The sequence below is a fragment of the Burkholderia lata genome (assembly GCF_902499335.1).
Classification (GTDB): domain Bacteria; phylum Pseudomonadota; class Gammaproteobacteria; order Burkholderiales; family Burkholderiaceae; genus Burkholderia; species Burkholderia lata_B.
In genome coordinates this window covers 46617-60941 of sequence record NZ_CABVQK010000011.1, presented here as the reverse complement: position 1 = coordinate 60941, position 14325 = coordinate 46617, and the positions used below count along the sequence as shown (strand labels likewise).

Sequence of the window (14325 nt, the reverse complement as noted above, 5' to 3'; positions counted from 1 at the left end):
CTCCGCGGGCCGCCGAGAGGCCGGTGTGCAACTAACGGTCTGTCTGCCTGACGGGCGAATGCGCGCCACCGCCGCATCGGGCGCGGCCGTGTCCGCGAACGGTGGCCGCTGCCGTTCAGCGTATTGCCACTGCCGGCGGTTCGCCGCGATGGCGCAGCGCGGCGCGGCCCGCATCGAGGTCGACGACCGCGAGCCCGTCCGGTTGCTGTTTCGCGCGCCGCTTCGCGAGCGCCGCGACCGACGCGATCTCGTCGCTGCCGTAGCGCTTCGCGCCGTGCGCGCCGGCCGGCACACCGACCGCGCCGATCGCCATCGTCACAAAGCCGAAGAATGCCGGGTTGCCGTGGCGGTCCTCGCCGCGCAGCCCGCCCGCCTGCCGGTCGGCCTGCGTGTAGAAGAGCTGCGCGCCGTCGTTGAAGCGCGCGATCGCGTCGGTGGCGCGTTCGCGCCAGTCGGCGCGCTGGAACAGCACGAGGAAATCGTCGCCGCCGACGTGCCCGAGAAAGTCGCGCTGCGGGTCGCACACGCCGGCCAGCACGGTCGCCGCGAACTTCAGCACCTCGTCGCCCTGCCAGTAGCCGTACTGATCGTTGAATGGCTTGAACTGGTTCAGGTCGACGTAGCACGCATGAAAGCCTGCGTCGCGCTGGAGCAGGCGGTCGATGTGCGCGCTGATCGGGATGTTGCCGGGCAGGAACGTCAGCGGATTCGCGTAGCGCGCGGCCTCGATGCGCATCTCGGTCACCGCGCGCACGAGGCTCTCGCCGGTGCCGAGCCCGACGTAGCGGCCGTGTTCGGTGATCACGAAGCCGTCCGCGAGATAGCGCTGGTCGTGGCTCGCGAGCAGCATCGCGAGTTGCTCGAACGTCGTTGCGTTGTCGATCATCAGCGGTGCGTCGTTCGCGAACTGCAGGCACGGCTTCTTCCCGAACACCTCGCGGTGATACGGCAGCGCGAAGCGGTCGATGAAGCCGCGGCGATTCACGAGCGCGACGGGCCGCCCGCGTTCGACGAGTGCGACCGCGTGCAGGTCGGGCATCCGGTTGAACAGGTCGAGCACGTCGTTGCTGGTCGCGTCGCGCGGCAGCGCCGGCGCCGGCACCAGCATCTTCCCGGCGATCGTGCCGGCCGGCCGCACCGAGCGCGTCGCGCCGGGAAACACCGCGATGTGCGGCGCGCGGATCGCATCGCGCGCGGCCGGCGCGACGACCCGCGACGGCTGCGCATTCGGCCGGCCGAGCAGGAAGCCCTGCACGCAGCAGATGCCCATGTCGCGCACGACGATCAGGTCGCTTTCGTTCTCGATGCCTTCCGCGATCAGTTGCGCGCCGCTCGCCTGCGCGAAGTGCTGCATCGCCTTCACGGCCTCGAACTTCAGCGGGTCGCGCGCGATGTCGTGGATGAAGAAGCGGTCGATCTTCACGACGTCCGGATGCAGGCGCAGCCACAGGTTCATGCTCGCGTTCGCGGTGCCGTAGTCGTCGAGCGCGAACTGGATGCCGGCGTCGCGCAGCGAGGCGACGGCCGGCCCGATGTGGGCGACATCGGGAATCGCATTCTGTTCGGTCAGCTCGATCACGATGCGCTCGGCGCCGATCCGCGCGCGGACGAGGAGCTGGCGTGCGCGCTCGCGTTCGCTGGCGAGCTTGAGGATCGTCCCGGCGCTGAAGTTGAGGAACAGCTTGCCGTCGCAGCCGAGCGCCGCGAACGCGTCGAGGCAGGTGAGCGCGGCCGCCTGTTCGAGCGCGATGGTCTCGCCTTCGCGCGCGGCCTGCGCGAACAGCGCGGCGGGCGGCTCGAGGTCGGTGCCGCGCGGGCCGCGTATCAGGCCCTCATATCCGACGACCGTCCCCGACCCGAGATCGACGATCGGCTGGAAGACGGCGGCGAGCGCGCGATCCGCGATCAGGCGCGTGATGCTGGCGGCAGCGGAGTCGGAGTGGGGCGCGGGCATGGGCGAGGGCAGCCGAATCGACGGGACGCCCGACTTAACGGCACCGCGCGCGGAGAATTGAATGAAGATTTCGTGACGCGATGGGCGTTGCTGGTGCATTGCGCCGGGGGCGCATTGGGAGGGGCGGTACGGCGGTACGGCGGGAAGGAGGGAAGGAGGGAAGGAGGGAAGGAGGGAAGGAGGGAAGGAGGGAAGGAGGGAAGGAGGGAAGGAGGGAAGGAGGCGGAACGCCGGGACGGCACCGCCCGGCGCCCGTCCCGCCGCCCTGTTCGTCAGCGCTTGCCCGCGCTCAGCGCGCCGGGCGCCGACGTCGCGTCGCCCTCGTCGTGCTCGCCGCTCATGTCGCGCGCGCCCCAGCGCTGCGCGAGCGCCGCGCATGCCATCAGCTGGATCTGGTGGAACAGCATCAGCGGCAGCACGATCGCGCCGACCGCGTTCGCCGAGAAGATCACCTTCGCCATCGGCACACCGGCGGCGAGGCTCTTCTTCGATCCGCAGAAGATGATCGTGATCTGGTCGGCGCGGTTGAAGCCGAGCCGCTTGCTGACGAACGCGGTCAGCAACAGCGCGATCGCGAGCAGCACGAGGTTGACGACGAGCAGGCCGCCGAGCGCGCGCGGCGGGATCTGGTGCCACAGGCCCTCGTTGACGGCCTCGCTGAACGCGACGTAGACGACCAGCAGGATCGAGCCCTGGTCGACGAAGCGCAGCACGCCGCGGTTCCGGTCGATCCAGCCGCCGATCACGGGCCGCAGCAACTGGCCGGCGATGAAGGGCACGAGCAGCTGCATCACGATGCTGCCGACGGTGCTCCACGGCGACGCGGCGGCCGCCGACTGCGACGTGATCATCAACCCGACGAGCGCCGGCGTGACGAAAATCCCCAGCAGGCTCGACGCGGATGCCGCGCACACGGCGGCCGGCACGTTGCCCTTCGCGATCGACGTGAACGCGATCGACGACTGGACCGTCGACGGCAGCGTGCACAGGAACAGCACGCCCGCATACAGCGTCGGCGTGACGAGCGGCTGCAGCACGGGTTTCAGCGCGAGGCCGAGCAGCGGGAACAGCGCGAACGTACTGAGCAGCACGACCGCATGCAGCCGCCAGTGGGTCGCGCCCGCGACGACGGCCTCGCGCGACAGCTTCGCGCCGTGCAGGAAGAACAGCAGGCCGACGGCGATGTTGGTCGCCCAGTTGAACGCGTGGGCGGCCGGGCCGCGGCACGGCAGCAGGCTCGCGAGCACGACGGTGCCGACGAGCGCGAGCGTGAAGTTGTCGGGAAGAAAACGGGGACGGGCCATCGGGAACTCGATTCGGAAACGACGGAGGCGCGCGTCGCGCGCGCGGATGGCGCCATTGTCCCGGTTGGCGATTCACTACACAAATTCATTGTGGGAATCGATTGATGAATCAATGTCATGCGGCAGCGCTCACGATACCGGCCCGGCCACGCGCAAAACGGCAGAAGAATGTTCTGCCCCGGTCGCCCGTCGAAGTGAAAAAACCTAGCAGTAACATGGTGTTACACCGATGCCGGCGACATAACACTTTTGGGCTCGACACGCTTTCGGCCTGCTCATAAATTACTGCTGAAAGCCTTGGGCCGGCCGAAAGGAGCCGACGGCGGGCGTGGACAGGCACTGAACGATGACGGAACGGGTGAAACGGAAGATCGGACGATGGGTGGCAGGCGTGCTCGGCGCGCTGCTGATGCCGCTCGCGCTCGCGCAGCCGCCCCACGGCGGTCATGGGTTCGGTGGCCACGGCTTCGGCGGCGGCGGCATGCGCGCGTACGGTCAGCCGGCCGGCGGTTCCCCCGTCTGGCGCCGCGTCGCGCCCCCTGCCGGTGCACACGGCGGTGGCGTGAACGGTTACGGCTCCCGCTGGGGGCTGCGGCCGACGCCGTCGTACGGCCATTACGCCGCGCAAAGCCCGTATCGCCCGATCAGCGCTGACGCGCGCCAGATGCCGCGCCCGCCGGGCGGCGGCAACGTGCCGCTGCGCGCCGGTTCGATCCGCGCCGACGTCGCGCGCTACAACGAAGAGCGCGGCGGCCGTCCGATGCCGCCGCCCCGCTCGCAGGAAGAGCCTGCGCACTCGCCGTTTTTCTCCCCGTTCTACCGAAACTGAGCGCCCGCGCGCTCGTCCCTCCGCCGGCTGATGCGAATTCGCCACAGTCGCGCGCAGATTTCCGCTGATTTTCCCGTCGCATTGCGCTATCTTTCGCGCCCGGCTCGCGTGTGCCACGCCGCCGCCCCGCCGCGCGACCGCGTTCATGCGGGGCCGCCGACGGGTGCCGGGCCATGTATCAATTCCGCGAAGTTAATGCTGCCGCTATACCAGCAATAAGTGTGCGCAATTTTGACCGGACGAATGATCCGTAAAGATGGCTGCGCCCCATACGACGCAAGCACTCGGCTCCAAAAAACAACGCTCGCGCCACTTATCGACTATTCGACAAAATCTGGAGATCCAATGAAAGCATTCGCTCGCCGTGCGTCGCGCACGTCCGTCAAGCTGATCGCCGCGGCCGCCTGCGTGGCGGCCACCGCGCCCGTCCATGCACAGTCGAGCGTGTCGCTCTACGGTCAGGTCGACGAATGGGTCGGCGCAACCAAGTTCCCGGGCGGCGACCGCGCGTGGAACGTGAGCGGCGGCGGGATGTCGACGTCGTACTGGGGCTTGCACGGCGCCGAGGATCTCGGCAACGGCTACAAGGCGATCTTCACGCTGGAAAGCTTCTTCCGCGCGCAGAACGGCCAGTTCGGCCGCTTCCAGGGCGACACGTTCTTCGCACGCAATGCATACGTCGGCATCGATTCGCCGTACGGCACGGTGACGGCCGGGCGCCTGACGACGCACCTGTTCCTGTCGACGATCCTGTTCAACCCGTTCTACGACTCGTACACCTTCTCGCCGATGGTGTACCACGTGTTCCTCGGCCTCGGCACGTTCCCGACCTACCCGAGCGACCAGGGTGCCGTCGGTGATTCGGGCTGGAACAACGCGCTGTCGTACACGTCGCCGTCGTTCGGTGGCCTGAATTTCGGCGCGATGTACGCGCTCGGCAACCAGGCCGGCGACAACGGCTCGAAGAAGTGGAGCGCGCAGTTCAACTATGCGAACGGCCCGTTCGCGGCGACCGCGGTCTACCAGTACGTAAACTTCAACAACGGCCCGCGTGACCTGAGCGCGCTGGTGGCCGGCATGAAGAGCCAGGGCATCGCGCAAGTCGGCGCGACCTACGACCTGAAGTACGTGAAGCTGTTCGGTCAGTACATGTATACGAAGAATGACCAGGTCGCGGGCAGCTGGCACGTGAATACCGCGCAGGGCGGCGTGTCGGTGCCGCTCGGCGTGGGCAACGCGATGGCGTCGTACGCGTACTCGCGCGATTCGGGCGGCCTCGACCAGACGCGCCAGACCTGGGCCGTCGGCTACGACTATCCGCTGTCCAAGCGCACGGACGTCTACGCTGCGTACATGAACGATCACATCAGCGGCCTGTCGACCGGCAACACGTTCGGCGCCGGCATCCGCGCGAAGTTCTGACGCGCACGCACGACCGGTGCGCCGGACGCGCGCGAAAAGTGCGTCCAGACTGCATGTTTTTTACGCCAGAACGGCGCCGCCACTCGCGGCGCCGTTTTGCCTTTGTTGACCTTTCTGTTTCCTCGCCTTTGTTACCCTATCTCGTAATTGGACCATTCCCCCGTCATTACGAGCTAGTTCGATGGATACCCTCGTCAGCATGAATGTGTTTCGCTACGTCGTCGAAGTGGGCAGCTTCGTCGGCGCGGCCGAACGCATGCAGATGTCGGCTGCGATGGCGAGCAAGCACGTGATGCATCTCGAGCAGCAGCTCGGTGCGCGGCTGCTGCATCGCACGACACGACGCGTCGCCCCTACCGAGGCGGGACGCGAATACTATGAGCGCCTCGTGCAGGCGCTGTCTGAACTCGACGAAGCCGGGCAGGCCGTCGGTGCCGCGAGCGTGGTGCCGCAAGGCAGGCTGCGCGTCACGTCGCTGTCCGCGTTCGGGCTGCGGCACGTGATGCAGGCCGTCACCGATTATGCGGGTCGGTTCCCGGACGTGACCGTCGACATGACGCTGTCCGATCGCGTGGTCGACCTGATCGAGGAAGGCTACGACGTCGCGGTGCGCGCGGCGCCGAACGGATTGAAATCGTCGTCGCTGGTCGCGCGGCAGATCGCGACCGCGCACATCCTGCTGGTCGCGTCGCCCGAGTATCTCGAGAAGCACGGCACGCCCGCGACGATCTCCGATCTCGCGCACCACAACTACCTGCGGCGCGACTCGAATTCGACGATGCTCGACTCGCTGGTGATCGACGCGGCCGCCGCGTCGCGCGTGAACCTCAACGGCAACCTGATCGTGAATCATCTCGAAGGGCTGCGTGCGGCCGTGCTCGCGGGCGCGGGCATCGCGCTGCTCGGCACCGAGGTGGTCGGCGACGACATCGAGTCCGGTCGGCTCGTGCCGGTGCTGCTCGACGCGGTGCCGCCGCACGAGGCGCCGATCTATGCGGTCTACGCGAGCCGTCGTCACGTATCCGCGAAGGTGCGTTCGTTCGTCGATTTCCTGGCGGCGCGCTTCGAAGGGCAGTCGCTGTGCCCGTCGATCGAATCGCGCCTGCGCGTGCTGCCGATTACACGGATGAAGCGCGTGGTCTGAGCCGTCTTTCCCGCTGCGGCGGAGCAATAAAAAAAGCGCGAACCGCTGCGGTTCGCGCTTTTTGTTTTGTCCGACGGTATGTGTGCCGGCGGCGGCCGTCATGGCCGCCGCATTCGTCAGCGCGGGATGCCGAGCCGCGCCTTCGCGTCGTCGTACTCGCGCTTCAGGCGCTCGACGAGCGCGCCCACGCTCGGCAGGTCGTCCATCAGGCCGACGCCCTGGCCGGCACCCCAGATGTCCTTCCACGCCTTCGTCTTGTCGCCGCCGAAATTCATCTTGGTCTTGTCGGATTCCGGCAGCGCCTCCGGATCGAGGCCGGCCTTCTCGATGCTCTCGCGGATGTAGTTGCCGTGCACGCCCGTGAAGAGGTTCGTGTAGATGATGTCCGACGATTTCGCGTTCACGATCGCGTGCTTGTAGTCGTCGATCGCGTGCGCTTCCTGCGTCGCGATGAAGCGCGTGCCCATGTACGCGAAGTCGGCGCCCATCGCCTGCGCGGCGAGGATCGAGCCGCCGTTCGCGATCGCGCCGGACAGCACGATCGGGCCGTCGAAGATCTTGCGGACTTCGCCGACGAGCGCGAACGGCGACGTCGTGCCCGCGTGGCCGCCGGCACCGGCCGCGACGAGGATCAACCCGTCGACACCGGCTTCGAGCGCCTTCTGCGCGTGACGCAGGTTGATCACGTCGTGCAGCACGATGCCGCCGTAGCTGTGCACCGCGTCGACGATCTCGCGTGCCGGCGCGCGCAGGCTCGTGATGAAGATCGGCACCTTGTGCTCGACGCACACGCGCACGTCGTGCTCGAGCCGCGCATTCGACTGGTGGACGATCTGGTTGACCGCGATCGGGCCGATCACCGCGTCGGGATTTTTTGCCTTGTGGTCGGCGAGCTCGGACTGGATCTGCGTGAGCCACTCGTCGAGCAGTTCGGCCGGACGCGCGTTGAGCGCGGGGAACGAACCGACGATGCCCGCCTTGCATTGCGCGAGCACGAGTTCGGGGTAGCTGACGATGAACATCGGCGACGCGATGACGGGCAGCGTCAGGTTCTGCAGGACGGTGGGCAATGCCATGTGATGTCTCCAGTCTCCAGGGGCGGTCGCGCGGTCGCGCCGACGCCATGCTTTACGGTCGAACGGTGATTCGAGTGTAGCTGCGAAACGAGGTCGCTCTTATTAACACGAACGATCGTGCGATTCTACGCGAGCTTAACAAAATGCGCGGTGTGCCGGCAATCGAGTGAGTGTTCTCTTTCTAGGGATTCTGGCTGTTGCCCCGCTGTGTAGATGCGCAAGCGCTCCTAAAATAAACGCCATAACAAACCAACGAGAAACAAACCATGTCGTTTGAGGCGTTTGCACCGTTTCGCGTGACGGTGCAGGACACCGACATCTTCGGTGTCAAAGGAGGCGCGGGTCCGCCGCTCCTGTTGCTGCACGGACATCCGCAAACCCACATGATCTGGCATCGCATTGCCGCGACGCTCGCGAATCATTTCACGGTGATCGCCACCGACCTGCGCGGTTACGGCGCGTCGGGCAAGCCGCCGAGCGACGCGCAGCATGCGCCGTATTCGAAACGTGCGATGGCCGCCGATCAGGTCGCCGTGATGCGGCATTTCGGCTTCGAGCACTTCCACGTGTGCGCGCACGATCGCGGCGCGCGGGTCGCGCACCGGCTCGCGCTCGATCATCCGGACGCCGTCGAGCGGATGATGCTGCTCGACATCGCGCCGACGCTCGCGATGTACGAGAAAACCGATCGCGCGTTCGCGACTGCGTATTTCCACTGGTTCTTCCTGATCCAGCCGGAGCCGCTGCCGGAGACGCTGGTCGGCGCGCATACCGATGCGTATATCGAGCGCGTGATGGGCAACCGGTCCGCCGGGCTTGCCCCGTTCGCGCCCGAGGCGCTCGCCGCGTACCGGGCCGCGCTCGCGCAGCCGGGCGCCGTGCATGCGATGTGCGAGGACTACCGCGCGTCCGCGACGATCGATCTCGAGCACGACCGTGCGGATCTCGAGCGCGGCAACAAGGTCGCGTGCCCGCTGCGCGTGCTGTGGGGCGAGAACGGGATTGTCGGCCGCTGCTTCGATCCGCTCGATGAATGGCGTCGCGTCGCACGCGACGTCAGCGGCCGCGCGCTCGAGTGCGGACACTACATTCCGGAAGAGGCGCCCGTCGCGCTGATCGACGAACTGCTCGCGTTCTTCGAGGCGCGCGACGCGGCGGCCTGACGGCACGCGGGCGGCGCGCGTACCGGCTGCTCAGCGGTGCGCGCTGTCGTCCTCGACGAGCGGCGGCAGCCGGCGCGGCACCGGCGTCGATTTGACGATCGCCGTGCTCGTCTCTGCGCGCTCCGTCACTTTCGACAGGATGTCGTCGAGGTGCTCGATCGTGCGCAGGTAGAGCCGGCAGATGAAGCAGTCGTCGCCGGTCACCTTGTCGCACTCCACGAATTCGGGAATCCGCCGCAGCATCTCTTCGACGAGATGCAACTGGCCCGGCAGCGGCTTCACGCGGACGATCGCCTGCAGCGTGTAGCCGAGCGCGCGCGGGTCGAGCTCGACGGTGAACGCGGCGATCACCCCTTGCGCCTCGAGCCGACGCACGCGGTCGGCGGTCGCGGGCGCCGACAGCCCGATCTGCCGGGCGAGTTCGCTGGTTGCGATGCGCGCGTCGTCGGCCAGCGCCGCGAGGATCGCGCGGTCGGTCGCGTCGAGCGACGCGATGGCGGGCGGGGAAAGGCGTTTCGGCATGATCGCTTTGCTTTCGAAGGTGAATCGGTCGATTCACTTCAGTTTAGACGTGGTTGCCGCGAAAGCAAGTTTCTAGAATCGAAGTCATCCACTCTTCTGAACGGAGTTCACGATGGCTTCGAATGAAATTCGCCGCGGCGCCGCCGAGATGGTCGTCGCGATGATGATGTCCGGCACGATCGGCTGGCTCGTGATGTCGTCGCAGCAGCCGCTGACGAACGTCGTGTTCTTCCGCTGCCTGTTCGGTGCCGCGACGCTCGCGATCGTCTGCGCGGCGTTCGGCTTCCTGCGCCGCGCGCTGTTCTCGCCGCGGATGCTCGCGCTTGCGACGCTCGGCAGCGTCGCGATCGTCGCGAACTGGCTGCTGCTGTTCGCCGCCTATTCGCGCGCATCGATCTCGATGGCGACCGCCGTCTACAACACGCAGCCGTTCATGCTCGTCGCGCTCGGCGCGATCGTGTTCCGCGAGCGGATCACCGCGTCGACGGTCGCGTGGCTCGCGCTCGCATTCGTCGGGCTCGTCGCCGTGGTGCGTGTCGAGCCGGCCGTGCTCGCGGTGCCGGGCGAATATCTGGAAGGTGTCGCGCTGTCGCTCGGTGCGGCCTTTCTGTATGCGATCTCGTCGATCGTCACGAAGCACCTGAAGGGCACGCCGCCGCACCTGCTCGCGCTGCTGCAAGCCGGCCTCGGTGTCCTGCTGCTCGCGCCGTTCGCGCACTTCGGCACGTTGCCGGCGACCGCCGGGCAGTGGCTCGATCTCGTCGTGCTCGGCGTCGTGAACACAGGTCTGATGTATGTGCTGCTGTACGGCGCGATCCAGAAGTTGCCGACCGCGATGACCGGTGCGCTGTCGTTCGTCTATCCGGTCGTCGCGATCGTCGTCGATCACGTTGCGTTCGGGCAGACGCTCGCGTGGACGCAGGTGGTCGGCGCGCTGCTGATCCTGCTCGCGGCGGCCGGCGTGAATCTCGGCTGGCGAATCGTGCCCGCGCGTCGCGCGGCGGTCGGCAACTGAAACGGTCGTGCGGTTCGGCGCCGCTGCGGGGCAGCGCAGCGGTTCGTCGAATGCGTGTTTCAGGAACGCGTATTGCGAGCGAAAGCCGTGCGCGCATGCGCGTGGAAGACGCTGTAAGAAGTTGTAGGGAAACACCCGATGCGATGCGGTCGCGTCGCTCGTATGATGCGGGCTGTGACGTTGATCACGTTCACAGGATTCCAATCTCATGCCGTTCGCCCGTCAGGCTGAACGGCTTTTTTTTATGCGCCGCTTCTCGCCAGCAGACGCCGCCGCGCATCGAGCCGCGCGAGTAACGCGCGCCTCGCGTCGTCGTCCGATGCACGCCACCCCTTGATCTCGTCGCGCGTGCGCAGGCAACCCGCGCACCAGTCGGTGCGCGGATCGATCCGGCATACGTCGGTGCACGGCGACGCGACCGTGCCGACCGTCACCATCACCGGCACGTCGCTCATGCGGGCTCCCGCAGCGCGACGTCCGCGACCGGCGCGCCCGTCAGCGACACGAGTTCGTTCGGCGACAGGTTGAACACCGCGTGCGGATGGCCGGCGGCCGCCCACAGGCTGTCGAGCTCGAGCAGGTCGGCGTCGATCAGCGTGACGGGGTCGACGAGATGACCGATCGGGCAGACGCCGCCGATCGCATAGCCGGTGTTGTCGCGCACGAACTTCGCGTCCGCGCGGCCGACCGCGCCGACCTGCGCGGCGACCTTCTTCTCGTCGACGCGATTGACGCCGCTCGCGACCACGAGCACCGGCGCGCCGTCCGACTGGCGGCGAAACAGGATCGACTTCGCGATCTGCGCGACCGAGCAGCCGAGCCCGGCCGCGGCCTCGGCCGACGTCTTGCCGGTTTCGGCGAGCATCACGATGCCTTTCGCATGGCCGCGTTCGCGCAGCAGCAGCGCGACGCGTCGCGCGGAATCGGGGAGGGAATCGAATGAAGCGGGTGTCGTCATCTTGAGGAATCCATCGAATACCGGGGTCATACGCAGTTCGCGGCGTCGGCCGCGCTCTGCGCCTTGGCGAGCAGTGCGCGACCGGCGCGCGACACGTTCGCGCGGCCGATCGCGTTCGAGATGAAGTCGCCGGCGGCGACGACCTGCGCGAGATCGATGCCGGTGTCGATACCGAGGCCCTGCATCAGGTACAGCACGTCCTCGGTCGCGACGTTGCCGGTCGCGCCCTTCGCGTACGGGCAGCCGCCGAGGCCCGCGACCGACGCGTGGAAGATCTCGATCCCTTCGAACAGTGCCGCGTAGATGTTCGCGAGTGCCTGGCCGTAGGTGTCGTGGAAGTGGCCCGACAGGCGTTCGCGCGGGAACACGCGCGTGACGGCCGAGAGCACTTCGCGCGTGCGCTTCGGCGTGCCGACGCCGATCGTGTCGGCGATGTCGATCTCGTCGCAGCCGAGCGCCGCGAAGCGCTCGACGACGTCGACGACCGATGCGACCGGCACTTCGCCCTGGTACGGGCAGCCGAGCGTGCACGACACGCTGCCGCGCAGCCGCAGGCCCGCATCCTTCGCCGCCTTCGCGACGGGCTCGAAGCGCGCGATGCTCTCCGCGATGCTGCAGTTGATGTTCCGCTGCGAGAACGCCTCGCTTGCCGCGCCGAAGATCACGACTTCGTCGGCGCGCGCGGCGACCGCATTCTCGAACCCCTTCAGGTTCGGCGTGAGTACCGAGTACACGGTGCCCGCGCGGCGCTCGATGCCGGCCATCACGTCGGCGCCGTCGGCCATCTGCGGCACCCATTTCGGCGACACGAACGACGCGGCCTCGATGTTGCGGAAGCCGGCGTGCGACAGCCGGTCGACGAGCGCGATCTTCACGTCGGTCGGCACGAAGGTCTTCTCGTTCTGCAGCCCGTCGCGCGGGCCGACTTCGACGATCTTGACGGCGGTGGGGAACGTCATGGTTGTCTCCTGGTTTGCTTGTAGGTTCAGTAGCCGCGTGCGTAGTCGACGATGCCGCCGATGCGCTCGCCGCGCTCGAGCGCGCGGATCTTGCCGGCGATCTGCGCGATGGCTTCATCGCGCAGCGTCTCGGCCGAGCTGTGCGGCGTGATCGTGATGCGCGGCGTATGCCAGAACGGATGGTCTTCCGGCAGCGGCTCGCAATGGAATACGTCGAGCGTTGCGGCGGCTACCTGGCCGCTCGAGAGCGCGTCGAGCAGGTCGGCCTCGACGAGATGCGCGCCGCGCGCGACGTTGACGACATACGCGCCGGGCGCGAGCCGTGCGAACGTGCGCGACGACAGGATGCCGTCGGTGTCGGGCGTGCTCGGCAGCAGGTTGACGAGCACCTTCGCGCCGTCGATGCACGCATCGAATGCGCCGTCGCCGGCGAAGGTCGCGACGCCGTCGAGCTGCTTCGCGCTGCGGCTGTATCCGCGCACGGGCAGGCCGAGCGCGGCGAGCGCGAGCGCGACCTGCGCGCCGAGCACGCCGAGGCCGAGCACGGCGACGGTGAAGCTTGCGCGCGCATGCGGTTCGAGCGGCTGCCAGCGGCGCTCGCGCTGCAACGCTTCGTATTCGTCGAAGCGGCGCAGGTAACGCAGCACCGCGTGCGTCGCGTATTCGACCATCTGTTGCGCCATGCCCGAATCTTCCAGCCGCACGAGCGGCACGTGCGGCGGCAGCGTGCCCGGATGCGCGTGCTCGAGCGCGAGCAGCGCATCGACGCCGGCACCGAGGTTGAAGATCGCGCGCAGGCCGTCGCGCGGGGCGAAGAATTCGCGCGGCGCGCGCCAGACGAGTGCGTAGTCGGCGGCGGCCGTGTCGCCCGGCTGCCACGCGCGCAGTTCGGCTTCCGGCAGCGCATGCGCGATCTCGTCGCGCCACGCGCCGGCTTCCTGGTGCGGAGAATGGAACAGGATTTTCATTGGATGACGGCGCGCGCGCCGGCGAGGCGCGTCACGGGAACGGCGAGAAGAGCCGGGCGCAGCGCGCCGGCGGGCGTAGCGGACATCGGACGTCTCCTGACGACCGGGCGCCCGGCGCGTCGACGCCTGGCCCCGGTTCCGTGTGAAGCTGACGGGAAGCCCACATTCTACGGTTTCGCGGCGCATCGCGCGCCGGTGCGCGGGGCGGGCGACCGGCGTGGGTGGCCGCATCGGGGCGCGTCCCCGGATGGTCGACCCCGGGGCGCCGTCCGACGGATGGCCGGCCCACGCACAAGCAAAGCACAAAATATTGGTTCGGCCGCCGGGGACGCCGCGCCACAATCGAATCCCGTCTTCAAGCAAGCGAGGGCAATCATGCGCGCATGCAGCAAATCGGCGTGGCCGCCGCGGCTCGTGACCGTTCCGGGCCTGCACGGCAGCGAGGGCGCTCACTGGCAGACCTGGCTCGAACGGCAGTTCCCGCGCTCGCTGCGCGTCGAGCAGGACGACTGGGACGCGCCCGATCTCGCGCGCTGGGCGCAATCGGTGCGCGCATTGCTCGACCGCGAACGCGGCCCGTTCGTGCTGGCCGCGCACAGCTTCGGCTGCCTCGCGGCCGCGCATGCGCTCGCGCAGTGGCCGCATACGGGCGATGTCGCGGGCGTGCTGCTCGTCGCGCCCGCCAGTCCGAAGAAATTCACGTTTGCCGGGCCGTTCGACGCGCGCCGGCTCGCGGTGCCGTCGATCGTGATCGGCAGCGAGACCGATCCGTGGATGCCGCTCGGCGACGCGCGCACGCTCGCGCAGCACTTGGGCAGCGCGTTCGTGAACCTCGGCGATGCCGGGCACATCAACACGGCGGCCGGCTTCGGGCCGTGGCCGCGCGCGAAGTACTTCATCGACACGCTCGTCCACTGCGCGGCACCGCTGCGCTTTCGCGATGCGGACGACGGCTTCGAAGCCGCGCTCGTCGACCGCGCGCTCGCGCACGCGGTCTGACGGGCCGGGCGG

General features: G+C 68.1%; 14 protein-coding genes. 6 read left to right on the top strand and 8 right to left on the bottom strand.

The genetic code is table 11. The annotated features are described in order from the left end of the window. Nucleotides 1–115: 115 nt before the first annotated feature. Both BCO18175_RS26030 and BCO18175_RS26025 read right to left on the bottom strand, forming a co-directional pair. Nucleotides 116–1954 (bottom strand): EAL domain-containing protein, encoded by a 1839-nt coding sequence (locus BCO18175_RS26030; RefSeq protein WP_174985410.1) that lies wholly within the window; start codon nucleotides 1952–1954, stop codon nucleotides 116–118. A 272-nt stretch (nucleotides 1955–2226) separates the two neighbouring features. Continuing rightward, nucleotides 2227–3258 (bottom strand): bile acid:sodium symporter family protein, encoded by a 1032-nt coding sequence (locus BCO18175_RS26025; protein ID WP_011353419.1) that lies wholly within the window; start codon nucleotides 3256–3258, stop codon nucleotides 2227–2229. A 346-nt stretch (nucleotides 3259–3604) separates the two neighbouring features. Here BCO18175_RS26025 and BCO18175_RS26020 point away from each other — a divergent pair, with 346 nt between their 5' ends. From BCO18175_RS26020 to BCO18175_RS26010, 3 genes are all read left to right on the top strand, one after another. Beyond that, on the top strand, nucleotides 3605–4087 hold the full coding sequence (locus BCO18175_RS26020) for a peptide-binding protein (RefSeq protein WP_174985408.1): 483 nt from the start codon (nucleotides 3605–3607) through the stop codon (nucleotides 4085–4087). A 345-nt stretch (nucleotides 4088–4432) separates the two neighbouring features. Continuing rightward, a complete protein-coding gene (locus BCO18175_RS26015; protein WP_011353417.1) occupies nucleotides 4433–5509 on the top strand; it encodes a porin in 1077 nt (358 codons plus the stop codon). Between the two features lie 181 nt (nucleotides 5510–5690). Further along, nucleotides 5691–6653 (top strand): LysR family transcriptional regulator, encoded by a 963-nt coding sequence (locus BCO18175_RS26010; RefSeq protein WP_174985407.1) that lies wholly within the window; start codon nucleotides 5691–5693, stop codon nucleotides 6651–6653. Nucleotides 6654–6769: 116 nt separating this feature from the next. On the opposite strand, the gene BCO18175_RS26005 is transcribed toward BCO18175_RS26010, so the two are convergent. Beyond that, nucleotides 6770–7729 carry an NAD(P)H-dependent flavin oxidoreductase gene (locus tag BCO18175_RS26005; protein WP_174985405.1) on the bottom strand — a complete coding sequence of 320 codons (960 nt, stop codon included), beginning with the start codon at nucleotides 7727–7729 and terminating at the stop codon, nucleotides 6770–6772. 266 nt (nucleotides 7730–7995) lie between these two features. Between BCO18175_RS26005 and BCO18175_RS26000 the strand changes: the two genes are divergently transcribed. Continuing rightward, a complete protein-coding gene (locus BCO18175_RS26000; protein WP_174985403.1) occupies nucleotides 7996–8892 on the top strand; it encodes an alpha/beta fold hydrolase in 897 nt (298 codons plus the stop codon). A 30-nt stretch (nucleotides 8893–8922) separates the two neighbouring features. Here BCO18175_RS26000 and BCO18175_RS25995 read toward each other — a convergent pair whose 3' ends face one another. Continuing rightward, nucleotides 8923–9414, bottom strand: coding sequence for an Lrp/AsnC family transcriptional regulator (locus BCO18175_RS25995; RefSeq protein WP_174985401.1), 492 nt, complete (start codon nucleotides 9412–9414; stop codon nucleotides 8923–8925). 112 nt (nucleotides 9415–9526) lie between these two features. Between BCO18175_RS25995 and BCO18175_RS25990 the strand changes: the two genes are divergently transcribed. Then, nucleotides 9527–10429: a DMT family transporter gene (locus BCO18175_RS25990; protein ID WP_174917164.1), complete on the top strand. Its 903-nt coding sequence runs from the start codon at nucleotides 9527–9529 to the stop codon at nucleotides 10427–10429. 242 nt (nucleotides 10430–10671) lie between these two features. Here the strand turns inward: BCO18175_RS25990 and BCO18175_RS25985 are convergent, their stop codons facing one another. The 4 genes from BCO18175_RS25985 to BCO18175_RS25970 are packed head-to-tail and all read right to left on the bottom strand — an operon-like array spanning nucleotide 10672 to nucleotide 13314. Further along, entirely contained in the window at nucleotides 10672–10884 is a 213-nt protein-coding gene (locus tag BCO18175_RS25985) for a DUF1289 domain-containing protein (protein ID WP_124473092.1), read from the bottom strand. Next, on the bottom strand, nucleotides 10881–11387 hold the full coding sequence (locus tag BCO18175_RS25980; protein WP_174917165.1) for a YbaK/EbsC family protein: 507 nt from the start codon (nucleotides 11385–11387) through the stop codon (nucleotides 10881–10883). The genes BCO18175_RS25985 and BCO18175_RS25980 overlap by 4 nt, the downstream gene beginning before the upstream one ends. Before the next feature lie 26 nt (nucleotides 11388–11413). Continuing rightward, a complete protein-coding gene (locus BCO18175_RS25975; RefSeq protein WP_174917166.1) occupies nucleotides 11414–12346 on the bottom strand; it encodes a hydroxymethylglutaryl-CoA lyase in 933 nt (310 codons plus the stop codon). A gap of 26 nt (nucleotides 12347–12372) precedes the next feature. Further along, the gene (locus tag BCO18175_RS25970; protein ID WP_174985399.1) at nucleotides 12373–13314 is read right to left on the bottom strand and encodes a 2-hydroxyacid dehydrogenase; all 942 of its coding nucleotides are present in this window, start codon (nucleotides 13312–13314) and stop codon (nucleotides 12373–12375) included. A 375-nt stretch (nucleotides 13315–13689) separates the two neighbouring features. Here BCO18175_RS25970 and BCO18175_RS25965 point away from each other — a divergent pair, with 375 nt between their 5' ends. Then, entirely contained in the window at nucleotides 13690–14313 is a 624-nt protein-coding gene (locus tag BCO18175_RS25965; RefSeq protein WP_174985398.1) for an RBBP9/YdeN family alpha/beta hydrolase, read from the top strand. Nucleotides 14314–14325 lie beyond the last annotated feature (12 nt).